Below are 22,437 nucleotides of genomic sequence, written 5' to 3' on the forward strand. Positions count from 1 at the left end.
GGGCGGGTTGCTCAGCGCCGTTTGACAAAGGACACTCTCCTGGGAGCCTCGCGGCACGCAAAGACGGAACGGCGAGAGGGACTCATGAAATTCCTGCGGAAGGGCCCACTGGCAAATCCGGGATTCCGTCGCCTGTGGATTTCCGGATTCATTTCGGAGAGCGGCGACTGGATGTTCATGGTCGCCATGCCGGTGTACGTCTACCAGCTCACCGGTTCGGTGGGCGCGACCGCGACGAACTTTCTCGTGGAACTGCTGCCGGCCCTGCTGCTCTCGCCGGTGGCAGGGGTGCTGGCCGACCGCTGGGACAGGCGCCGAACCATGATCGGGGTGAGCCTCGCGCAGACGGCGGCACTGGTGCCGCTGCTCGCCGTGCACGGGCCCGGCGATGTCTTCGTCGTCAACATCGTCACCGCCGTGCTGGCCGCGCTGGCCACCGTGTTCCAGCCCGCCAAGTATGCTCTCCTGCCCTCCCTCGTCGAACGCGAGGACGTACCGGCAGCCAACGGGCTGGTCAGCCTGAACGGCAACCTGGCCCGGCTGGGCGGCGCATCGGTCGGCGGATTCGTGCTGGCCTGGTTCGGCCTGCCCGGCATACTCGCCGCCGACGGCGCCTCCTTCCTGCTGGCGATCCTGTTGCTGCTGCGACCGTTCGGGGCCTTTCGGGAAGTCCCGGTCCACCAGACGGCCTGGCGCGCCTACCTGGAGGGGCTGCGGGAGATCAGGAACCGGACCGGGCTGCGGGCCATGGTGGTGACCGTAGGTCTGATGGGCCTGGCGCAGGGACTCTTCGCGGTCCTGTTCGTCGTGTTCGTGACCGACCGGCTGGGCGGCGGCGAGAGCGACACCGGTCTGCTGCGCGGTGTGCAGGCCATCGGCGGCATGGCCGGCGGCGCGCTCGTCGGCACGTTGGCCCGGAACTCCTTCCGCTGTGCCGCCCGCCAGGACTGAAACAAGATCGCCAAACTCCTCAAGCCCGTCTACACCGCGCCGACCGAGGAGGCCGCCCTGGACCGGTTCGCCGAGTTCGCCGACGCCTGGGGCCGGAAGTACCCGGCGATCGTCAAACTGTGGGAGAACGCGTGGGAAGAATTCACCCCGTTCCTGCGGTTCGACACCGAGATCCGCCGCATCGTCTGCACCACCAACGCGATCGAGTCGGTCAACGCCCGCATCCGCCGGGCGGTCAAGGCCCGCGGCCACTTCCCCAACGAGCAGGCCGCCCTGAAGTGCGTCTACATGGCCATCATGTCGCTCGACCCCACCGGCAAGGGCCAGGCCCGCTGGACCATGCGCTGGAAGACCGCGCTGAACGCCTTCGACATCACCTTCGACGGCCGGCTCTCAGCCGTCCGCCAGTAACCCAACCACCCTGGTTACACCGTTCATTTGACAGACCCCGGCCAGGTCTCGTTCTGCTGCCGCATTGCGCCCGGAAGCTGATCGCATTCCGCCTGAAGCTCCTTGATCTCCTCACGGGCCAGTGCGAGGTCGGCGTGGAGGCCGGCTGGCCGCGCTCGGCGCCCTCGAGCAGTCGCGGTGACGGGAGCTTCTTCCTGCCGCTGGGTGGCCGCCTGGATGTGCTCCCGGACGCCGTCCACCGAGTGATCCGCCGGTCGCGCCGGTGGGTGAGCGACCCAGGCGCCTGAACCGCCCAAGCGTTGATGTCCACGGCATATGGCCGGATCAGATCTCTGAACTGCCGAGTAGCCGGGCAGATCTCAAGGCGTCGAACGGTCCGAGATCACTCGATCACTGAACGCGACAAGAGGGGGGCGTACGTGCAACGAGGCCAGGATCTGTCCAACACGCTGACGATGCTGCACACGACACTCATGCAGACCGGCACGAACCTGCAGGACGCACTGAACAAGGGGATCGAAAAGCTGGAGGCCAGTGGCCGGACAGCCCAGCGGGAAACCACGGACACCGTGGTCGCTGAACTGTCCCGGATGCGCAACGACTTGCGGGATACGAAGAACCGGCTGGCGTCCAGCCGCGACGACCTCGGCGAGGACGTGCGGGCAGCGATCACCCTTCTGCGACAAGAAGTGCAGAAGGTGAAAGACGCTGTCGCAGCCCGGCCCGGGACGGAAACCGACGCACCGGCCCCGCTGCTGGAGGCAACCGAGCCGGCGGCCCAGGCCGCCTCGTACGCCGCCGCCCCGTCCCCTGGCCTCGGCTCAGGCGAGACCGACTCCACGGGTCTGCCTTCTGCGGCAGCCGCCGGCCCCGCCACGGCAGACACCGCTCCTCCACCCGCCGGGCCGCTCCCCTCCGTGCCCGCTCAGCGCGCCGGCACGGAGGTGGAAGCGCCGCCTGGTCTCGAAGAACAGGTGCGGCAGGCTGTTCGCGCCGTTCTGGCCGACGAACTCTCCACGCTGCGCGCCGCCCTTACCGGTCTCGAAGAGGCCCAGGACGCGCAGGCCGCCGCCCGCGACGAACAGCACCAGGAGCTCACCGGGATCCGCCAGGAGCTGACCCGACTGGCAGCCGGCTTCGAAGACTGGCGGGCCCAGCAGACCACGGCGGCACAGGGCGCCGGCGCACCCGACGTCACCAAGGACCACAGCGCACTGCTGCAACAGGCCGCGCGCGTCTCCTCAGCCGTCCTGATCTGCCACCGCGACATGTGGGAGTTCATTACCGCGCACGCCGGACGCCATCCCCACTTCCGCGTCCCACCGCAGATCACCGACCACGGCAACGAACGCGTCAGCGCCACCGTCTCCGGCCGCTGTCTGATCGCTGTTCTGATCAGCCTGTACGGCATCAAGCACACCGCCGAGGAGGGAGACGGCGACTGGGAACTGGCGACCACCCTCTACCACCGCATCCACCACCGGCTGACCACCCTGGCGGCTGACGGAGACCCTGTCACCATCACCCTGGACGACCGATCCCACCCCGGCCCCTACGACGCCGGCGACACGGACGGCACCCCCGAACCGCCCGCCACCGACCCGACCGACGACGGGCCCGAAGCAGCCGACGGCACCCCGCCCCCACACCCCTCCGAATAGAACGGCCGCCACCCCGGCGCGGCAACCACCCGCCACCCCCGCGGCGCGCTGGCCGGCACCACACCGGTGCGGCCGACGCGCCGGAGTCGAACTTCCTTCTTCGCAAGGCCAGTTCGCAGAGTTTGATCATTGTGGGCGTAATCCACGTGTGCGGGTGTCCTCCGACCGCGGCACGTCACGCTAAGCAACCACGGCCTCTATAGGGCCTGTTGCGAAAGTGCTGGTCACAGCCACTCGTTGATTGCTGCGACCAGCACCGTCGCTTCGTAGCGGACGGCGAGTTTGTCGTACCGAGTGGCAACGGCCCGGTGCCGCTTGAGGCGGTTGATTCCGCACTCGACCGCGTGCCGCTGCTTGTAGTCGTCCTTGTCGAACTTCGGCGGTCGCCCGCCGCGCGATCCGCGCTTGAGACGGTTGCGGGCCCGGTCCGCCGGGATGGGGATGGTGGCCTTGATCCCGCGTCTGCGCAGGTAGGAGCGGTTGCCGCGGGAGTCGTACGCCTTGTCGGCCCGGACCCGGTCCGGGCGCTTGCGTGGCCTGCCGAGCCCCGGCCTCGGGACCCGGATGGCTTCCAGGACCGCTTCGAACTGCGGAGAGTCGCCCCGCTGCCCGGCCGTGATCACGACGGACAAGGGCTTTTGCCCCTGTTCGACCGCGAGGTGGATTTTGCTGGTCAGTCCGCCTCGGGAGCGTCCGAGGCCGTGGTCGGCCGGCTCGACGAACACTCCGCCGGGCGGTTCCTTCTGCAGGTCCCCTTTTTCGCCGCTCCGGCGGCGTGCTGGTGGGCCCGGCAGACCGTGGAGTCGACGTTCACATCCCAGGTGATCAGGCCCTTGGCGTCCGCCTGGGCCTGGAGCTGGGTGAGGATCCGGGCCCACGTGCCGTCCCGCTGCCAGCGTCGGAACAGGTCATGGACCCGGTCCCACGGGCCGTATCTTTCGGGCACATCCCGCCACGGAGCACCGGTCCGGGTCCGCCACCGTATGCCGTCTATCAGCTGCCGCCGCGCCCCGCGCCTGGGACTTCGCCCGGAACCGGCCCCTCACCGACGACCAGCCCGCCGACGTCCGAGGCCGCATCATCGAGCTGGACCACCGCTGGGCGTCCCACTCGCCGTGCACATGCTCGACGGCGCCACCCTGGCACACGCCCTGAGCGACTCACCCGCCGGACTGCTCGCCTGGCTGCTGGAGCGCTGGAACGCCTGGAGCGACAACGGCCGCGACGTCGAGTCCGTCTTCACCAGGGACGACATGCTCACCCACCCCACGATCTACTGGGTGAACAACTCCATCGCCACGTCGATGCGTTACTACGCCAACGCCAACCGCTATCCCTGGACCCCCGCTCACGACCGCACCCCGGTCGTGCCGCCCCGGTCGGCCTCACCTTCGTCACGTACGAGAACCCGCCCGGCATCCACACCGCCGACGAGCGCGTCCGGGCGTTCAGGACCGGCCCGCAGGCCGACTGGTTCAACCACGTCAACGTCAACGCCCACGACCACGGCGGCCACTTCATCCCCTGGGAGAACCCCGACGCCTGGGTGAGCGACCTGCGCCGCACCTTCCACGGCCGCAGGCCCTGAAGGCTCCTGCGGGCTCGGCCGGCAACAGGCCACGACAACACGTCGGTTCAGTGACAGCAGCAGCTGTGATCAGGCTCGGGAACTGTCGCTGCGATCCGACAGCGCCCGGTCCAGGTCATGCCGACCGGGCCGGCCGTTCCGGTCCGGCCGGGTGAGGCGGGCGACGAAGACGGTGCGGCCGTCGGACGCCTCCTGGTCTGGATGCACAGGTCGATCTCGACCAGGCTGCCGCCGCGGCGCAGGACCGGCACGGACACCGGGCGGCCGAGGATGCGGGAATGCCCGGTCAGCAGCGGGGAGGTGAAGGACGCGACGTGGCGCTCCCGCAGGTGTTCCGGGATGATCGTGGTGATCCGCTGCCCGATGAGTTCGCCCGGTGCCCAGCCCAGCAGGTCTGAGGCCGCGGCGTTGGCGGCGATGATCCGGTCGCCGTCGTCGGCGGCGATGGTCGGGGTGCTGCTCGCCTGGAGCCGGCTGGGATCCCAGGCGGCCGGCTCGGGCGGCGTGGTGCTGGGCTCGCGGGGCATCTCGGTCCAGGCGGTGGGCCGGTGGCCGGCGAGCTGGGCGGTGATCTGCCCGAGGAGCCAGCGGTTGAGGGCGTGGATCTGCGGCAGGGCCGGCCGGGTCAGCAGCCGCCCGTGGACCACGTCGAGTACGCGGCACAGGGTGTGCACGGCGTCCTGGGCGTCGTCGGGAATCTGCGTGCGCACGGTGTGCAGGTCCCCGTGTGAGTGACGCTCGGACGCCGCGGTCACCCTCGCCCTGACCAGGTGGTTCGTGTCGTGCGCGATCTGCAGGTCGGCCAGCGGGACCGAGGGCAGGTCGCCGGCGGAGGCCGCCATGAGGGATTCACGCAGCAGCGCCTCGCGGTGCATCTGGGCCGCCTTGTGCAGCGCGCCGGGCAGACCGATCAGCTCGACGGGGGTCGCGGCAGTGCGCGCGGGAGGCATGTTCCAGTCCGAGACGGGCGGCTCTGGAGTCTCGGGCCACAATTCGAACCAGACCGTCTTGCGGTCCTCGCCGACCTGGACGCCGTGGCTGGAGGCCAGCTCCTCGACCAGGGCCAGCCCCGTCCCGTACTGGCGTACGCCGTGCTGCTCGTCCGGGGCACCAGGACACGGCCCGGCTCCTGATCGCTGACCTCGATGTGCACCCGTCCGTCCACGGCCCAGGCCCGCACCTCCACCTGGGTGTGCGCATGCACCACCGCGTTGGTCACCAGTTCGCTGACCAGCAGCTGGGCGGTGCCGCCACGTCCGGGGCCACCCCGTCCAGAGCCTCGCGGACGAACCGCCGGGTCTCCCGGGCGCTCTGTGGCCGAGGAGGCAACCGGCGGATCGGCGCACGAGCCGGACCAGGCATAGCCATGCCACCAATGTGCCCGTCACCGCGGTCCCTGTCCTCCGGTGATCACTCACTCCGTACGGAGCGAAAACGCCGGTCAGCGGCGTGTCAGAGCCGTGTCAGGTCACCTCTGCACCATGAGACACGTGAACGGCGCCGCGGGAAGACCGCGGGGCCGGGAGCGAGGAGAGGTGCCCGGAGCGGCTGATCGGGGACCAAGGGCGCACGCCCTCAAGTCGGACCCCTTCGGGGGTCCACGCAGGTTCGAATCCTGCCCTCTCCGCCGGTCGGTTGTTCGGGCAGTGGGGGCCTGGCGGGGCAGGTACCAAGTAGGTACCATCGGGGTCATGCCATCGCTGAACGTGTCCTTCTCCGACGAGGAAATGGAAGGCGTCCGTGCCGCCGCTGCCGCGGAGGGCAAGAGCCTGAAGCAGTACCTGCACGATCTCGGGGTGCGGGAGATGCATCGCAAGCGGTTCGTCGCCGGCGCCGTGGCCTGGGCCGACAGGCTGCGCGGCGAGTTCGACGACGCGTTTCCGGACGAGGTGCCGCCCTCTGGGCGGGGCGGCGGGGCCGCGGCCGCCTGATGGTGCTGCACATCGACGTGTCCTGGCTGCTCGACGTCCAGGAGGCGGCTCTCGGGCACGAGGACGTGACGGTGACCGACTACTCGGCGCTCGTGGCGGCCGTAGCGCGGCACAAGACCAAGATGCCGACGCTGGAGACGGCCGATCCGGATGCCGCGTGGCGCGCGGCCGCGCTGCTGCACACGATCGTGCGTCTGGAGCCGCTTCCGCACCGCAACAGCCTGTTCGCCGCCTTCGTGGCCGCCCAGTACATGGATCAGTCCGGTGAGGGCATCGACCCGCCGTACGGCGTCCTGTCGGATCTCGTGCGGAAGGTGCGGGACGCCCGGCTGAGCGTGTACGCCGTCGCCGAGGCGCTGCGTTCCTGGAAGATCTGACGGGCGGGTACGGCCGGGGGGCGGGACTCCGGGTCGCTCAGCCGGTTCCGCGCCCGCCCGTCACCGGAGCCGGGCTCCCGCGGCAGTCCTTTCAGAGGCTGTGGGCGGTGATGTCGCCGTGGGGGGTGGTGGCGCGGATGTCGAGTTCGGCGGTGCCGTCGTTCTTGAGGGAGTTGCTGATGCGGCCGTGGCCGGTCCCGGCGTCCAGGGCGGCCGAGACGCCGGCGGCGGCGCCGACCGTGATGTTCCCGGACTCGGTGCGGAGGACGACTGTGCCGCGTACGGCCTCGGTGATCCGGATGTCGCCCCGTGCGGTGCTGATCTCGGCGGGGCCGCCCAGCCGGCCGACCTCGACGTCGCCGTCGACCGCGGTGAGGCGCAGGCTCGCGGCCTCCTCGACCTTGATCTGGCGGTACGCGCCCTCGAAGGCGACGTCGCCGAGGCGGCCGGCGCCGCTGAGCTCGCAGCCGGAGGTCCTGGCCTCGACCCGCGAGCCGGCGGGCAGCTGCTGCACGGTGACCTCCAGGGCCCCGGAGCCGAGGAGCTGGTTCCCGGACTCGGAGGTGCGGATCCGCAGGACGCCGTCGGCGTAGGCGACTTCCGCCCGCTCGGCGCTCTGCACGTCGCGCCTCTTGGAGGGGTCGGCGGGCAGCACCTCGACCACGGTGTCGGCGCGGTCGGCGGCGATGAACTGGATGCGTCCGGCGGGGATGTCCAGGACGGCGGAGATCGGGGCGGGGGTGTCGAACTTCTGCATCGTGCTCTCCCTTGCGCTGACGGCTCACTGTTTCCCAACACCGGAAACGCTACGTTGCTTTCCAAATTCCCGCAACGATGGTTTTGCTGAGAGACTGCATTGTTCGAAGTCATAGGGTACTAATCATTGCAACGATGTCTCGTTTAACGCAACGATTGAGAGGCTGACCGTTGCAATGCAGTGACGATGAACGCTATGGTGGAGGCGTCAGGGAACACCGAGCAGCGCCGGGGAGCACCCGTGGCGCGTGAAGGAGTGCACCGATGCCGGGAGGCAGGCTCACCCAGGCCGAACGCCAGCAGATCGCGCTGGGGCTGGCCGACAGCCTGCCCTACGCCGAGATCGCCCGGCGTCTCGGCCGCCCGACCTCCACGATCACGCGTGAGGTGATGCGCAACGGCGGCCCCACCGGCTACCGCGCCGACCTGGCCCACCGCGCCACCCAGCAGCGCACCCACCGGCGCAGACAGGCCGCGCCCCGGGGACCGCAGGCGCTGCCGCAGCCGTACGGACGCGACGCCGAGGCCGTGCGCGAGTACCAGGAGACCCTCACCACCGTCTTCATGACCTCGGGCCTGCCCAAGATGATGGCCCGGGTGCTGGGCTGCCTCTACACCACCGACACCGGCAGCCTCACCGCCGCCGAACTCGCCGAGCGCCTCCAGGTGAGCCCGGCGTCCATCTCCAAAGCGATCACCTTCCTCGAGGGCCTGGACCTCGTCCGCCGCCAGCGCGACGAGCGCCGCCGCGAGCGCTACGTCGTCGACGACGACCTGTGGTACCAGTCGATGATCCGCAGTGCCCGGGCCAACGACCAGTTCATCGAGACCGCGCGCCAGGGCGTCACCATCCTCGGCCGCGGCACCCCGGCCGCCACCCGCCTGGAGAACGCGGCCCGCTTCCTCGACTTCGTCAGCGAAGCGCTCATCCGCGCCGCCGAACAGGGCCGCGACGTCCTCTACACCAGGACCGAAACAGCCCCGGACCGCACCACGGAACCGGATCCGGACGACGGACACACGACCGCACCGACCGCCGCCGGGTGAGCCGGCCGCCGAAGCGGACGGAGGCGGGTGCGAGGCACAGGGCCCGAGCGGCGCGAGGCGCGGCCCGGACGAGCGGGGCGGGCGAAGGGCGGACTGCGCAGGCCCCCTGACCGGCTCTCCACGGGCGCTCTAGCAGGGCGTGGCACGGTGCGCGGAGCGGTTGTGTCTCGTTCGCCTCAGCCTGCCGGAAGGAAGCCGACCGATGGCCCGCGGATCATTGCACGTGTGTTCGAGAACGGCGACCAGGAGTCGGCGCCCGGGGTGAGTCCCGTCCGCTGAGCCGCCCGCCCCTGCCGTCGGCGCCCGCTCGTTCCCGGGTTTCGGCCCGACCTGCACCTCTTGTGCGTTTCTCTCCTGGAAAATCAGGCCCCGGACAAAGCCCGTGCCGTGAATTCTGCATGCCCTTTTTCAATCCGGGAAACCGGACCGCGGAAAATTACTGGCCTCTTGCTCGAGCGGCATTGGAGCGGCCCGGAAAAGCCTTGACCGAGCCCTTCCGGATAATTAATGTAACCGGCACCTGTCGACCGCAGGAATCATCAATGAATTCGCAAAGGGGTAAGGGAATGTCCCTCAACGACAAGCTCAAGGCCACCGACGACGAGGCTCTCCTGCAGGCCGCCGACGCCGAGGTCGAGGAGCTCTCCAACCAGTCGCGCCCGATGCTGATTTCCGAGATCAACGAAGCCTGACCGGCTTGCTTCGCAGGGATCCCGGGGGCGGCGGCACGTCGCTCCCGGGACCGTTCGGAACCAGACGCCATGAAGGATCCTCCGTGGGTACTGAACATCCGCTCACTCGTCTTATAGACGAAAAAGACCTGCTGGGCACGTACTGGAACAAGAAACACGGATTGTTCAAGCAGGCATGTCCGGTGGACGACTTGATTCATGAGTCCGATATCCAGGACATGCTCGACACGGGGCTGCTGCGCTGGCCGTACTTCACCCTCCTCAAAGAGGGGCAGCAGCCGGAGATCCTCGCCTTCACCAAGACGCGGAACGTGGCCGGGACCCCGGTACCGGGCTTCGCCGACGCGGCGAAGGTGCGCTCGCTGCTCGCGGCCGGCGCGACCATGAAGATGAACCAGCTCGAGGACTGGCACCGTCCGCTGGGCACGCTGATGCGGGAGATCGAGGCTCGCCTGCCCGCCGAGCTCAAGACGTACGTGTTCTACACGCCGCGCGACAACACCGGCATGCTGCCCCACCGCGACGGGTCGCACGTCCTCGCCGTCCAGGTCGCCGGCGCCAAGGAATGGCGGATCTACGACGAGCCCCGGGAGATCGACTCCCGCTCCGGCCTCGATGTGGACGTGGACAGCCACGCGCACTCCTTCGTCATGGAGCCCGGCGACGTGCTGTACCTGCCGCACGGCATGCCGCACGTGGCGACAGCCCGCGAAGGGACCTCGCTGCACGTGACGTTCACCATCACCGAACCCACTCCGCGGGACCTCATCGAGTCCCTGATGACCCTCTTCGCCCAGGGCTGCGACCGCGTACGGGAAGGGAATTGGCGCGCGACGCTGGAGGAGACGGCGGACGCGGTGACCAAGGCCCTGCTCGACCATGTGAGTTCCGTGGACGCACAACTCCTCGTCGACACGGCAGTGGCCACGATGAGGGACAGGACGGCGTGAATCCATGACCAGCATCAAGAGTGCGCACCGACTGACCGAACTCGTCGGCGACGCCGACGCCTTCCTCACCGATGCCTGGGGGGTGCGTGCCGCGACGTTCCGGTCCGCCGCCGTCCCCGCACTGCTCTCCGCCGCGGAGATCTGGGACGCCTTCGACTGCGGGCTGCTCGTCGCCCCGTACTTCGGCGTCACCCGTGACGGGGTGAGCGCGCCGGCCGCGGACATCACCGTGACCCGCAAGGTGCAGCAGAAGCCGAGGGCGCGGTACGCGAACGCCGCCGGCGTGCGGAAGTGGTTCACGGCGGGCTGCACGGTCACCCTGCGTCAGCCCGATCACTGGCATGCCGGTCTGAAGGAACTCGTCGGCGCTCTGCGCGAGGAGTTGCGGGCCGACGTACGGTCCTCGGTGTTTCTCAGCCCCCCGCCGGCCCAGGACGACGCCGAGGACGGCACCTGGGTCCGTACCGAGGCGGCCCATCTGTTCGTGCTGCAGCTCGAGGGCGCAACCCGGTGGGGCGTCGACGAGGAAGGCCGCCGTACGCGGACGGCACTGACGCCGGGAGACGTCCTGTACGTCCCGCCGGGGCGTGAGCACACCGTGGTCGCGTACGAGGGCAGCGCCCTGTACGCCACCCTGAGCGTGCAGCAGCCCAGCCCCCGCGACCTGGCTGAGGTCGCGCTGGCCGGGTTCTTGAGGAGCGCACCGGCGGAGGCCATCGCGGGCAGGCACCACTACATGTCCCTGGACGAGAAGGTCGGCTGGCTGCGCCGGGAACTGACCGCCCATCTCGCCGGGCAGGACATCGACGACCTGGTGGCGACGGCGGTCGGGATACAGCAGCGCGCCGGACAGGCTTGACAGCATGACGGGGGTGTCGCAGAACGAGGGCCCGGGGGCGGCGGCCCTGGAGACGCTGCTGGCGCAGCCACGGGTTCAGGTGGCGCACCGCCTCGGCTCCGGTCTGCTGATCGAGGCGGAGCTGCGGCGGGCCGGCCGCCGGGACCTCGTGCCGTTTGTCCTCGGCTATGCGCCCGGGCCCGGCGGTGACCCGGTCATGGAGCACGCTCATGCCGCGGCGTCGTCGGTGACGGTCACCGAGGGCGGCGGCTATCTGTTCCTGTCCGACCGGCGGGCCGGCGACGCGGCGGCGCGCGGCCACGGCGGCCGCTCCCTGTGGCGGCACCGGCCGCAGACGCCGCGCGAGCCGCAGCTCGTCCTGGGCGCGCCGCGCGGTGTCGTCTCGTACGCCGCGGCGGGGGCGACGGCCGTCGCGGCCGTCTGGGTCAGGACCGAGGCGACGTCCCTGGCCGAGGACCGGCGGCTCCGCGCCGCTGATGCACCGGACCGGGAGACGGTCACGCTGGTGCGCGGTGATCTCTGGCCGCAGTCGCAGTACCACACGCCGGGCGAGGTGCTGCGGGTGCTGCGCGTCGGCCTGTCCGACGGGGCGCAGGGCCCCGGGGACCGCGAGCTGCTCGAGCTGCCGCTCGGGGAGGATGTGCGGCTGACCGGGGAGCTGGCGCTGACGCCCGACGGTCTGCGGTGCGCCGCGGGGGTGGCGCGTTTTCTGCGCGGTGGGCACCGACGTCACGGGCTGCTGGTGTTCGCCCTGTCGGATCCCGCGGGCGCGCGTGCGGTATGGGCGGATGACGACGATCTCTCGGAGCCGGTCGCGGCTCCCGACGGCTCCTGGTTCGCGTGTACCGCGGAGCGGATCTCGCGCCCCGGGCTCGGCCCGCGGCAGGAAGCGGTGCTGGTCGCCTCCGACGGCTCCGCGGTGGTCCACGTCGCCCCTCGGCACGCCAACTGGCTGCGGCCTCGCGCCTGGTGCGGGGCGGACACGCTGCTGTGCACCGGGGAGGAGGAGGGCCGGCGGCACCTGTGGCGGCTGCGGACCGGCGACGGCGCCGTCGAGCGGGTGGAGGCCGGGGGGTCGGTGCAGGCGGTGACCGTGTCGGGCGGCGAGCTGCTGGTGGTGCGCTCCCGGATCGACCTGCCTCCCGAGGTGGTGTCTGTTCGGGCGGATGCGCCCGGCGCCGGCTCCGCCGCCGGGACGCGGCCGTCCGGGCCGGCCCTGGTGGCCGCTCCGGCCGCCGCCGCCACCCCGACCGGGCGCATGGAGCGAGGGCGCTACCGGGCGCCGGACGGATCGACCTGGCACAGCCGGCTGTGCCTGCCCGCCTCCGACCCCGGGCATCGGCTTCCGGTGCTCGTCTGGTGTCACGGCGGGCCGTTGCTGAGCTGGACGGACTGGTCGTGGCGGTGGAATCCGTGGCCGTTCGTGGCCGAGGGCTATGCCGTGCTCATGCCGGATCCCCCGCTGTCCACCGGATACGGGCAGCAGGCCGTGGACCGCGGCTGGGGCCGCTGGACGTCCGAGGTCGCCGCCGTCGCGGCGGCCCAGGTGGAGCACGCGCTGGCGCACCCCTTGCTCGACGCGGGCCGTGTCGCCGTCATGGGGGGCAGCTTCGGCGGCTATCTGTCGCTGGCCCTCGCCACGCTGCTGCCCTCGGTCCGCCTCGCCGTCAGCCACGCGGGCTGGGCCGACTTCGCCGCGGTCGCCCGCGTGTGCGATCTGCACTGGCACTGGCTGCGGGAGTACGGGGCCGTGGACGAGGCCGCGGCCTACCGCCGGGAGAGCCTGCCGCTGGAGGCGATCGGGTCCGCCACCCGGGTGCTGCTGTCCCACGGGTGCCTGGACACGCATGTCCCGGCCGGCGAGTCCCGCGCGATGTACCGGTCCCTGGACGGCCGGGGTGTCGACGTGGAGCTGATGCTCCTGCCCGACGAGGGGCACAGCATTCGCAAACCCGCCAATGCGGCGGCCTGGTTCCGACGGTGACCAGCGGCAAGGGGGCGACCCCGCGGGCCGCGCGGGTGTCCGCCATGATGGAGGCGATCGAGCGGACCTGGTGCGAGCCGCCGGCCGACCCGGCGCCGCCGCTGGCCTCGTACGCCGAACTGCGCCGGCGGGGCGTGCCGGTGCTCGACCCCAGGCGGCTGATCCTGCGGCGGGGACACACCTGGACCGAGGACGCGCTCATCCACTGGTCGCCGGTGCGGGAGCTGTTCAGCGACACCGAGGTGTGGGTTCCCGCCCTCGCGGTGTTCACCCCCTACCCCCACGAGTGCAAGATGGCCAGCTCGAACGTGATCGGTCTCGCGGTCGGCAACAGCCCGCAGGAAGCGCTGCTGCACGGGCTTCTGGAGGCCATCGAGCAGGACTGCACGGCGTTCGGCGAGACGCTCAGGCGCGGTCACCGCGTCCGCCTCGACTCGCTGCCCGAGGGCCCGGCCGCGCTGGTGGAGCGGTTCCAGAGCAAGGGCGTCAACGTCCAGGTCTTCAGCTACGTCAACGAGATCGGGGTGCCCGCCATGTTCGCCACCACCGACGACACGCACGCCGAGGACGGGATGCTGATCAACGGGGGCGGCGGCGCCCACCTCGACCCGCTCGTGTCGGTCACCCGCGCCCTGACTGAGGCGGCCCAGTCCCGGCTCGCGGTCATCAACGGGGCCCGGGAGGACCTCAACAGCCAGGCGTACCGGCGGCACGCGTCGTACGAGGCCATGCGGGAGATGCTGCACGCCTGGAGCGCCGAGCGCACGGAGATCGACTTCGGCGAGCTGCCCAACACCAGTACCGGCACCACACGCGGCGACCTGGAGCGCGTGCTCGGCGGGCTCGACAAGGCGGGTCTTTCGCTGGTGTTCGCCGCCGAACTCGCCCCGGACGACTTCCCGTTCTCCGTGACCCAGGTCATCGTGCCCGGTCTGGAGGTGTACCACCACGACAACGCGCGGCTCGGTACGCGGCTGCGCCGCGCGATGGTGGCCGCGGGGATGGCGAGGCCCCTGCGATGACCACCGCGACCACCGACCTCGTCGTCTTCACCGGCCCGTCCCTGCGTGCGTCGGATCTGCCGCCGCTGCGCGACCTCGCCGCCCGGCTCGGCCGTCGTCTCCAGCTGCGCCCGCCGGTGCGCAGGCTGGATCTGCTGGACCTGGCCGACTCCGCCGCCGAGACCGAAGTGCTCATGCTGGACGGGGAGTTCGGGCAGCGGCTGGCCGTCAGCATCGCCGAGGTGCGCGCGGTGCTGGCCGCCGGGCAGCCGCTCACCGGCGCGTCCTCCATGGGCGCCCTGCGGGCCGTGGAATGCCGCACGCTCGGCATGAAGGGCAGCGGCTGGGTGTTCGAGCAGTACCTGTCGGGGGCCATCGACTCCGACGGCGACGTGGCGCTGCTGTACGACCCCGAGGACTTCACGCCGGTGACGATCCCTCTGGTGAACGTGCGCTGGCTGCTCGCGCAGAAGCGGGGTGCGGGGCTGCTGTCGCCCGCCGCGGCGCGGGCGGCGCTGCACGCGGCCAAGGGGCTGCACTTCCGCGACCGGCGCCCCTCCGTGCTGCTGCGGCGGTGGCGGCAGGAGCTGCCCGCGGACGCGGTGGAGGTCCTCGGGCCGGAGCTGGCCGACGAGCGGCGCGACGGCTGGGACCGCAAGCGCCTGGACGGCCTTCAGGCGGTGCGGGCCGCGCTGGGCGCGGACGAGCCGGTGGCTGCGTGACGGGCGGGTCCCCGGGGCCACATGGTCCCGGGGCCGCCGAGGGTCACCGCGGTGGCGCGCCGTCGGTCAGGTTCCGTTCCCAGAAGATCTCGTCGCGCCAGGTCCCGCCGATGTGGAGGTGGGCGTGGGCGACGCCCCAGGGCGTGAAGCCGTTGCGGCGCAGTACGGCGTGGGAGGCGAGGTTCTCCAGCTGGGTGTGCGCCTCCGCGCGGTGCAGGCCCAGCTCTTCCTTCATCACGCGCAGCACCTGGGCCACCGCGCGGCCGGCGTGCCCGCGGCCCTGGGCCGCGGTCGCCACCCAGTAGCTGAGGAAGCCCTTCTGCAGCGGCCCGCGCAGGATGGTGCTCACCGTCACCTGACCGATGACGGCACCGCCCGCGACGATGACACCGGGCCAGCCGCCGCCGCTGCGATGGGTGGCGAGGAGCTGCTCGACGCGGGCGGCCTGGTGTTCCGCGGTGTGGAACCCCTCCGGCCTGGCCGGCTGCCAGCGCGCGAAGTCCTCGGCGTCGCGCTCCAGATGGGCCGCGAGCGCAGGGGCGTCGGCCACCTCGATCAGCCGTACCGAGGTGGCGGCCGCGGCGGAGGGGGGTGTGGGGGACACGGAAGCGGGCTCCTTACGCGTCGTGCTCGCCTTGTCTGCCGTAGTCCGTGGGGTGCGCCGGGGTCTTGGCGGGGTCGCGTTCGACGATCGGCTCGAGGATGGCGTCGATGCGGGCCAGCACGTCGTCGTCGAGTTCGATGCCGGACGCCGCGGCGGTCTCGGCGATCTGCCCCGGAGCGGTGGCGCCCACGATGGCGCTCGACACCTGCGGGTTGTGCAGCACCCAGGCGAGCGCCAGCTGCGGCATCGTGATGTTCAACTCGGCTGCTATCTTTCCCAGTTGGGACACCCGGTCGAGGACGTCCGCGGTGAGCGCGCCGACCGAGAACTGGGAGCGTGCCGGGCCGCCGGCCCGTGAGCCGGGCGGCAGTGGCGCACCGGAGCGGTACTTGCCGGTCAGCAGTCCCTGCGCCAGCGGCGACCACACGATCTGACCGATGCCCTCGCGGGCGCACAGCGGAAGCACCTCGGCCTCGATGACCCGCCACAGCATGTTGTACTGCGGCTGGTTGGAGATGATCCGGTCGAGCCCCATCTCACCGGCGATCTTCAGCGCGGCGGCGATCTGGCCGGCGGTCCACTCCGAGACGCCGATGTAGAGCACCTTGCCCTGCCGGACCAGGTCGTCGAAGGCCCGGAGGGTCTCCTCGAGCGGGGTGCGCGCGTCGTAGCGGTGCGCCTGGTAGATGTCGATGTGGTCGGTGCGCAGCCGGCGCAGCGACCCGGCGGCCGACTCCATGATGTGTTTGCGGGACAGCCCCCGGTCGTTGGGCCCCGGCCCGACGGGGGCGCACACCTTGGTGCTGATCACCACCGACTCCCTGCGGGCGCCGGACAGCACCCCGCCGAGCACGGTTTCCGCCAGCGTTCCCGGGTACGCGTCGGCGGTGTCGAACGTCGTGATCCCCTGCTCGAGCGCCTCACGGGCGACCGCCTCCGCCGAGTCCTCGGTGGTGCTGATCCAGCTGCCGTAGGCGATCTCACTGATCTGCAGGCCGCTCCTGCCCAGCGTGCGGTGTCTCATGGCGAGGCAGCCTAGAAGACCCATGAAGATCTTGGGGTTCTGGCCCCGCCGCGTGAGCGGCGGGGCCAGACTCGTTGTTGTGGTGATGGGGGAATGGGCCGGGGAGACGGTCGGGCCGGATGTGTGGGAGACCTGCCGGGATTTGATCCCGGCGGGGAGTGTGCCGAAGACCACTCGCCAGCCTGCGGGCACCTCGGCGAACGCCGGCCACAGGGAGTGCTGCTCCTCGTCGTTGACCACAACGTAGAAGCGGCCGTCGGCGTCATCGAAGGGGTTCGTGCTCAACTGGCACCGTCCTTGTCCGTCATGGGTGACTCGCGATGGGAAATCGCCGGGCCGGGTGTGAGAGGGGCGCCGGGCGCGGATGCGTCGATCGGCGCGTCCGCCGGCCGTCCGGTCGACAGGACACGTGGCTGTCCGGTCGACAGGACACGTGGCTGTCCGGTCGACAGGACACCCCGCACCGGTGGGGCCCTGGCGATGCCCCGTCACCGTAAGGAACCGGCCGTCGGCGCTACAAGGGCGGCAGGCTCGCCGGTCCTGCTGTCTCCGCCCGCACCTGCGTCCCGCCGGGTTCCTCTGTACCCCACCGGCTTCCTGTGCCACGATGCCGCGCCGGGTCGGCCGGGCGCCTCAGCACCGCTCGAGGGCCGCCAGACCCTCGGCGGAGCCCCGCCGGTGCCGCGCCCTTTCGGACCGGCGCCGCTCTATGGTGCGAACCTGCGCGGCCCGATCCGAGGGAGAGCGATGGACAGCACCCGACCCGCCCTGCGCCTGTTCGTCCTGCACCACGCGGGGGGCTCCTCCATGCTGTACCGCCGCTGGCCGGCCGAGCTGCCGGACACGTGGGACGTGCGGCTGCTCGACGCCCCGGGCCACGGCCTCCTCCTCGACCTGCCGCGGATCAGCGACGCCGGCCGCCTCGCCGACTTCCTGCTGCGCCGCATCGAGCCCGAACTGACGTGCCCTACGCTTTTTTCGAGCACAGCATGGGCGCCCTCGTGGCGTACGAGATCACCCGGCGGGCCGTCGGCCGGGGCCTGCCGCCGCCGGTGTGGCTCGGTGTCTCCGCGCGCTCCGCGCCGCAGCCGGCGGGGCCCGGGCCGCGGTACCACGAGCTGCCCGACGCCGAGCTGCGGACACGTCTGAAACTGCTCGGCGGCACGCCCGACGGGATCTTCGACGACCCCGGCCTGTGGGCCCTGTACGCCCCGGTCATCCGGGCCGACCTGCGCCTGGTGGAGAACTGGCGCCCCGCTCCCGGCGCCGGTCCGCTGCCCGTGGGCGCTGTCCGCCTACGCGGGCGGCGAGGACCGCTTCGCCACCCGGCGGCGGATGGCCGGCTGGGAGGAGCACACCGAGCACTTCCTGGGGCTGCGGGTCTTCGACGGCGGCCACTTCTACTTCCAGCACGATCGCGGGCCGCTGCTGCGGCAGATCGAACGGGACGCGGCCACGGCGCTGGAGGCGGCGCGCACGGCCGGCCGCCCCGCTGCCGGGCTGAGCCGGCGGCGGACTCCGGCGGGACGCGACCCGGGTGACCTACTGTGCCGCCGGCGAACCGCACCAGCACGGCATCGGCCGGCTTGGGGCGGCTTTTGACGACTTCTCAGGAGCGGGGAATGACGAGACGGAAGAGACCAGGGGCCGGCGTGGTGGGTGTGGCGGCGGCGGTCGCGATGGCGGCCACCGCCCTGACGGGTCCCGCCCAGGCAGCGGCGCGGGACAGGCCTGCCGCGGCGGCCGCCCACCAGGCGACGCAGCGCGCGATCGACGCGGCCGTCGCGGCCGGTGTCCCCGGCGTCACCATCGAGGTGCGGGATGCCGACGGGGTCTGGAAGTCGGCAGCGGGCGTGGGCGACCTGAAGACGGGCGCGCCGCGCGGCAAGAACGACCGGTTCCGCGTCACCGGCATCACCGACACCTTCGTGGCGACGGTCCTGCTGCAGATGGAGGCGGAGAAGAAGCTCAGCCTCGACGACACCGTGGAGCACTGGCTGCCCGGCGTGGTGACGGGCAACGGCAACGACGGCAGCGCGATCACCGTGCGGCAGCTTCTCAACCACACCAGCGGCCTGTTCGACTACCTCGCCGACGAGGAGTACGGCGCGACCTATCTGAAGGGCGACAGCTACCTCCAGCACCGGTACGACACCGTGACGCCCGAGCAGCGTCTGAAGGTGGCCTTCTCCCACGCGCCGATGTTCAAGCCCGGCGCCGGGCACTGGTTCTCCAACACCAACGACGTCCTGGCCGCGCTGATCATCGAGAAGGCCGGCGGCAGGTCGTACGAGGACGAGGTGCGCCGGCGCATCATCGAACCCCTGGGGCTCAGGGCGACGTCCAACCCCGGCACCAGCGCCCGCCTGCCCCGGCCGAGCAGCCGCGGCTACTCCAAGCTCTTCAGCGCGCAGCCGGACCGGATCGACGACGTCACCGAGGTGAACGGGTCGCAGAGAGGGGGGCAACGGCGACATCATCTCCAGCGCGGACGACCTGAACCGGTTCTACGCGGCAATCATCCGCGGGCGGCTGCTGCCACCGCGGCATCTGAAGGAGATGGAGACGACCGTCGACGACCCCGCCTTCCCGGGTGCGACCTACGGCCTGAACATCGGACGGCTCACGCTGAGCTGCGGCACCAGCCTGTGGTATCGCGACGGCGGCACGGTGGGGTGGATCTCCTTGTCCGCCATGACCGAGGACGGCCGGCACCAGCTCACCTTCAACTACAACGGCGACTGGGGGGCGGAGACATGCTCCCCATCCTGGACGCCGAGTTCTGCGACACACCGTCCGGCTCGCGCTGACACCCGGCGGCACCGGGACGCCGGCCCGCACTCGCCGCACACGCCGCAGGACCGGATCGCGTGGGAACGACATGTCTGTCAACGGGGAGGCTTCATGACAGTGCGAGCGGCCGTGGCGGGCGCGAGCGGATACGCGGGGGGCGAACTCCTGCGCCTGCTTCTCGCCCACCCTGAAGTGGAGATCGGCGCTCTGACCGGGCATTCCAGCGCGGGCCGGCGTCTTGGCACGCTGCAGCCGCACCTGACTCCACTGGCCGGGCGGGAGGTACGGCCCACCTCCGCCGGCGTCCTCAAGGGCCATGACGTCGCCTTCCTCGCCCTGCCGCACGGCCAGTCCGCCGCCGTCGCGGCACAGCTGGGCGACGACACGCTCGTCATCGACTGCGGCGCCGACTTCCGCCTCGCGGACGCCACCGACTGGGAGCGGTTCTACGGCTCGCCGCACGCGGGCACCTGGCCCTACGGCCTGCCCGAACTCCCCGGCGCCCGCGCCGGGTTGGCGGGTTCCCAGCGGATCGCGGTGCCGGGCTGCTACCCGACCGCGGTCCTGCTGGCCCTCTTTCCCGCCTACGCGGCACAGCTGGCCGAGCCCGAGGCGGTGGTCGTCGCGGCGTCCGGCGTCCGGCGCCGGCAAGGCGCCCAGGGCGGACCTGCTCGGCAGCGAGGTCATGGGCTCCATGCGGCCGTACGGCGTGGGCGGCGGCCACCGGCACACGCCCGAGATGGTGCAGAACCTCAGCGCCGTCGCGGGTCGCCGGGTCGCCGTCTCCTTCACCCCGACCCTGGCCCCCATGCCGCGCGGCATCCTCGCCACCTGCTCGGCGGCGGCACGGCCCGGGGTCGGCGCGGGACGACGTACGGGCCGCGTACGAAAAGGCACTGGCCGACGAGCCGTTCGTACGGCTGCTGCCCGAGGGCGAGTGGCCCGCCGTCGCGGCCGTGTACGGGTCGAACGCCGCGCAGATCCAGGTGGCCCTCGACCCGGCGGTCGGCCGGATCATCGCGATCAGCGCCATCGACAACCTCACCAAGGGCACGGCGGGCGGGGCCGTGCAGAGCATGAACGTCGCCCTGGGCCTGCCCGAGGGACTGGGGCCTTCCACGATCGGAGTCGCACCGTGAGCGACGCGAGCGCAAGCGCCGGGCGGCGGAGGACGACAGCCGCACCCCCGCACCGCACGGGCGGCGGTGGCACCGGCCTTTTCCACGCTCGGCTGCGCTCGCGCGGGGGCACCCCCGTCCGCGGCAGGGCGAACAAGGAGATGCAGTGAGCGTCACCGCAGCACGAGGCTTCACGGCGGCGGGCATCGCCGCCGGTATCAAGGAAAACGGCAACCGGGACCTGGCTGTCGTCGTCAACAATGGGCCGCGCCGTGCCGCGGCGGGCGTCTTCACCTCCAACCGCGTGCAGGCCGCCCCCGTCCAGTGGTCCCGGCAGGTGCTCGCGGACGGCGAGATCCGCGCGGTCGTGCTCAACTCCGGCGGCGCCAACGCCTGTACCGGGCCGCAGGGCTTCAAGGACACGTGCGCCACCGCCGAGCGGGCCGCCGAGCGGCTCGGTCTGACCGCGACGGACGTGGCGGTCTGTTCCACCGGGCTCATCGGTGTGCCGCTGCCCATGGACCGGCTCCTGGCCGGCGTCGACAGGGCCGTCGCCCGGCTGTCGGAGTCGGGCGGCGAGGACGCCGCAGTCGCCGTGATGACCACCGACACGGTGCACAAGACCGCGGCCGTCACCCGGGGCGAGTGGACGGTCGGCGGCATGGCCAAGGGCGCCGGGATGCTCGCTCCCGGACTCGCCACCATGCTCGTGGTGCTCACCACGGACGCCGACCTGGACGGCCCGGTCCTGGACCGGGCACTGCGGGAGGCCACCCGGGTCACCTTCGACCGGGGTCGACTCCGACGGCTGCATGTCCACCAACGACACCGTGCTGCTGCTCGCCTCCGGGGCTTCCCGCGTCACCCCGGAGTACGGCGCGTTCGCCGAGGCCGTCCGCGCGGTCTGCGCCGATCTGGCCGGGCAGCTCATCGGGGACGCGGAGGGCGCGAGCAAGGAGATCCGCGTCGAGGTCGTGGGCGCCGCGAGCGAGGACGACGCCGTCGAGGTGGGCCGCTCCATCGCCCGCAACAACCTCCTCAAGTGCGCGATCCACGGAGAGGACCCCAACTGGGGCCGCGTCCTGTCCGCCATCGGCACCACCTCCGCCGCCTTCGAACCCGACCGGCTCGATGTCGCCATCAACGGCGTGTGGGTGTGCAGGAACGGCTCGGTCGGCGAGGACCGCGCGCTGGTCGACATGACCGGCCGCGACGTCCGGATCACCGTGGACCTCGCCGCGGGCACGGACTGCGCCGTCATCTGGACCAACGACCTGACCGCCGACTACGTCCACGAGAACAGCGAGTACGCCTAGAAGGCCGATGAAGATCTTGTTGAGGGGCTGCCCAGCCGGGGGCTGGGTGGCCCCTTGTCGCTATGCGGTGGCCGTGGTGAGTTGCCAGATGCCGTTGGTTCGGGTGAGTCCGAGGTTGATCAGTCGGCGGAGGTTGAGGACGGCGGCTCGGGTGTGGAGCCAGGTGTCGTTCTTGATGGTGCCGCGGTAGCGGAGTTTGCGGTTGCCGTGGTGGACGAGCCAGGCGACGGCGCGTTCGACCGGTGGTCTCCAGCGGCGGTAGTCGGCTTGCCAGTCGGGGTCGGTGGCGGCCTGGCGGCGGGCGGCCGCGAGCAGGTCGTGGTGTGAGCGGATGGTCAGGATGCGGCCGGCTTTGGCCTTGGTGCACTGTTCGCGCAGTCGGCATCCAGTGCACAGGTTCCCGAAGGCCGCCTTGCGCTGGTTGTGCTGTCCGCCAGGGTCCGACAGAGGGACGGTGTGTCCAGCGGGGCAGGTCACCGTGGCGGCAGCGGTGTCGATGGCGAAGTCGTCCAGGGTGAAGCCGCCGGGGACGGCCGCCCGTAGCGGGGCGGGTTTGAAAAACAGCCGGTGCCCTGCCTCTTCGAGGGCCTGGCGGGCCTCGCCGGTGGAATAGGCGGTGTCACCGAAGGCGTCCACCGGCTCGTCTTCTTCG

Annotated in this window: 17 protein-coding genes, 1 tRNA gene and 7 pseudogenes; 19 read left to right on the top strand and 6 right to left on the bottom strand. The window is 71.5% G+C overall.

Translation table 11 applies throughout. The features are described 5' to 3' along the window. Positions 1–84: 84 nt before the first annotated feature. From ABZV31_RS32625 to ABZV31_RS32635, 3 genes and pseudogenes are all read left to right on the top strand, one after another. Positions 85–906: pseudogene (locus tag ABZV31_RS32625) on the top strand (MFS transporter); the annotation flags it as partial. A 3-nt stretch (positions 907–909) separates the two neighbouring features. Next, positions 910–1,362: pseudogene (locus tag ABZV31_RS32630) on the top strand (transposase); the annotation flags it as partial. Between the two features lie 419 nt (positions 1,363–1,781). Further along, positions 1,782–3,023 (top strand): hypothetical protein, encoded by a 1,242-nt coding sequence (locus ABZV31_RS32635; RefSeq protein ID WP_355900482.1) that lies wholly within the window; start codon positions 1,782–1,784, stop codon positions 3,021–3,023. A 224-nt stretch (positions 3,024–3,247) separates the two neighbouring features. Here ABZV31_RS32635 and ABZV31_RS32640 read toward each other — a convergent pair. After that, positions 3,248–4,026: pseudogene (locus ABZV31_RS32640) on the bottom strand (IS5 family transposase); the annotation flags it as partial. A 5-nt stretch (positions 4,027–4,031) separates the two neighbouring features. Here ABZV31_RS32640 and ABZV31_RS32645 point away from each other — a divergent pair. Further along, positions 4,032–4,611, top strand: a pseudogene (locus tag ABZV31_RS32645) (epoxide hydrolase); the annotation flags it as partial. 47 nt (positions 4,612–4,658) lie between these two features. Here the strand turns inward: ABZV31_RS32645 and ABZV31_RS32650 are convergent. After that, complete coding sequence (locus tag ABZV31_RS32650) at positions 4,659–5,561, bottom strand: PAS domain-containing protein (RefSeq protein WP_355900483.1); 903 nt, start codon at positions 5,559–5,561, stop codon at positions 4,659–4,661. Positions 5,562–6,140: 579 nt separating this feature from the next. Here ABZV31_RS32650 and ABZV31_RS32655 point away from each other — a divergent pair. The 3 genes from ABZV31_RS32655 to ABZV31_RS32665 all read left to right on the top strand — a co-directional run bounded on the left by ABZV31_RS32655 (position 6,141) and on the right by ABZV31_RS32665 (position 6,919). Next, positions 6,141–6,238: transfer RNA gene (locus tag ABZV31_RS32655), tRNA-OTHER, on the top strand. Positions 6,239–6,302: 64 nt separating this feature from the next. Further along, entirely contained in the window at positions 6,303–6,542 is a 240-nt protein-coding gene (locus ABZV31_RS32660) for a hypothetical protein (RefSeq protein ID WP_330343167.1), read from the top strand. Then, the gene (locus tag ABZV31_RS32665) at positions 6,542–6,919 is read left to right on the top strand and encodes a toxin Doc (RefSeq protein WP_355900484.1); all 378 of its coding nucleotides are present in this window, start codon (positions 6,542–6,544) and stop codon (positions 6,917–6,919) included. The genes ABZV31_RS32660 and ABZV31_RS32665 overlap by 1 nt, the downstream gene beginning before the upstream one ends. Positions 6,920–7,010: 91 nt before the next feature. On the opposite strand, the gene ABZV31_RS32670 is transcribed toward ABZV31_RS32665, so the two are convergent. Beyond that, entirely contained in the window at positions 7,011–7,676 is a 666-nt protein-coding gene (locus ABZV31_RS32670) for a DUF4097 family beta strand repeat-containing protein (protein WP_355900485.1), read from the bottom strand. Positions 7,677–7,939: 263 nt separating this feature from the next. Between ABZV31_RS32670 and ABZV31_RS32675 the strand changes: the two genes are divergently transcribed. The 7 genes from ABZV31_RS32675 (at position 7,940) to ABZV31_RS32705 (ending at position 14,930) form a co-directional block, all read left to right on the top strand. Continuing rightward, on the top strand, positions 7,940–8,722 hold the full coding sequence (locus ABZV31_RS32675) for a helix-turn-helix domain-containing protein (protein WP_355900486.1): 783 nt from the start codon (positions 7,940–7,942) through the stop codon (positions 8,720–8,722). A 566-nt stretch (positions 8,723–9,288) separates the two neighbouring features. Continuing rightward, positions 9,289–9,414, top strand: coding sequence for a hypothetical protein (locus ABZV31_RS32680; protein WP_279617438.1), 126 nt, complete (start codon positions 9,289–9,291; stop codon positions 9,412–9,414). Positions 9,415–9,497: 83 nt separating this feature from the next. Then, positions 9,498–10,364: a cupin domain-containing protein gene (locus ABZV31_RS32685; protein ID WP_355900487.1), complete on the top strand. Its 867-nt coding sequence runs from the start codon at positions 9,498–9,500 to the stop codon at positions 10,362–10,364. Between the two features lie 4 nt (positions 10,365–10,368). Further along, complete coding sequence (locus tag ABZV31_RS32690; protein WP_355900488.1) at positions 10,369–11,223, top strand: cupin domain-containing protein; 855 nt, start codon at positions 10,369–10,371, stop codon at positions 11,221–11,223. A gap of 4 nt (positions 11,224–11,227) precedes the next feature. Then, on the top strand, positions 11,228–13,207 hold the full coding sequence (locus ABZV31_RS32695; RefSeq protein ID WP_355900489.1) for a prolyl oligopeptidase family serine peptidase: 1,980 nt from the start codon (positions 11,228–11,230) through the stop codon (positions 13,205–13,207). Beyond that, positions 13,204–14,229 carry a YcaO-like family protein gene (locus ABZV31_RS32700; RefSeq protein ID WP_355900490.1) on the top strand — a complete coding sequence of 342 codons (1,026 nt, stop codon included), beginning with the start codon at positions 13,204–13,206 and terminating at the stop codon, positions 14,227–14,229. Before ABZV31_RS32695 ends, ABZV31_RS32700 begins: the two co-directional genes overlap by 4 nt. Further along, positions 14,226–14,930: a TfuA-like protein gene (locus tag ABZV31_RS32705; protein ID WP_355900491.1), complete on the top strand. Its 705-nt coding sequence runs from the start codon at positions 14,226–14,228 to the stop codon at positions 14,928–14,930. Before ABZV31_RS32700 ends, ABZV31_RS32705 begins: the two co-directional genes overlap by 4 nt. Positions 14,931–14,973: 43 nt before the next feature. On the opposite strand, the gene ABZV31_RS32710 is transcribed toward ABZV31_RS32705, so the two are convergent. Then, entirely contained in the window at positions 14,974–15,534 is a 561-nt protein-coding gene (locus ABZV31_RS32710) for a GNAT family protein (protein ID WP_355900492.1), read from the bottom strand. A gap of 13 nt (positions 15,535–15,547) precedes the next feature. Further along, positions 15,548–16,843 carry an aldo/keto reductase gene (locus ABZV31_RS32715; protein WP_355900493.1) on the bottom strand — a complete coding sequence of 432 codons (1,296 nt, stop codon included), beginning with the start codon at positions 16,841–16,843 and terminating at the stop codon, positions 15,548–15,550. Between the two features lie 522 nt (positions 16,844–17,365). On the opposite strand from ABZV31_RS32715, the pseudogene ABZV31_RS32720 reads away from it, so the two are divergent. The 5 genes and pseudogenes from ABZV31_RS32720 to argJ form a co-directional block, all read left to right on the top strand. Continuing rightward, positions 17,366–17,772 (top strand): annotated as a pseudogene (locus ABZV31_RS32720) (thioesterase domain-containing protein); the annotation flags it as partial. A gap of 121 nt (positions 17,773–17,893) precedes the next feature. Beyond that, entirely contained in the window at positions 17,894–18,160 is a 267-nt protein-coding gene (locus tag ABZV31_RS32725; protein ID WP_355900498.1) for a hypothetical protein, read from the top strand. Between the two features lie 20 nt (positions 18,161–18,180). Beyond that, complete coding sequence (locus tag ABZV31_RS32730) at positions 18,181–19,368, top strand: serine hydrolase domain-containing protein (protein ID WP_355900494.1); 1,188 nt, start codon at positions 18,181–18,183, stop codon at positions 19,366–19,368. A gap of 94 nt (positions 19,369–19,462) precedes the next feature. Beyond that, positions 19,463–20,490, top strand: a pseudogene (gene argC / locus ABZV31_RS32735) (N-acetyl-gamma-glutamyl-phosphate reductase). A gap of 145 nt (positions 20,491–20,635) precedes the next feature. Then, positions 20,636–21,785: pseudogene (argJ, locus tag ABZV31_RS32740) on the top strand (bifunctional glutamate N-acetyltransferase/amino-acid acetyltransferase ArgJ). A gap of 60 nt (positions 21,786–21,845) precedes the next feature. On the opposite strand, the gene ABZV31_RS32745 reads toward argJ, so the two are convergent. Further along, the coding region (locus ABZV31_RS32745) for a transposase (protein ID WP_355900495.1) at positions 21,846–22,437 on the bottom strand (592 nt) is incomplete at its 5' end.

The sequence above is a fragment of the Streptomyces sp. NPDC005202 genome, assembly GCF_040608235.1.
GTDB lineage: Bacteria > Actinomycetota > Actinomycetes > Streptomycetales > Streptomycetaceae > Streptomyces.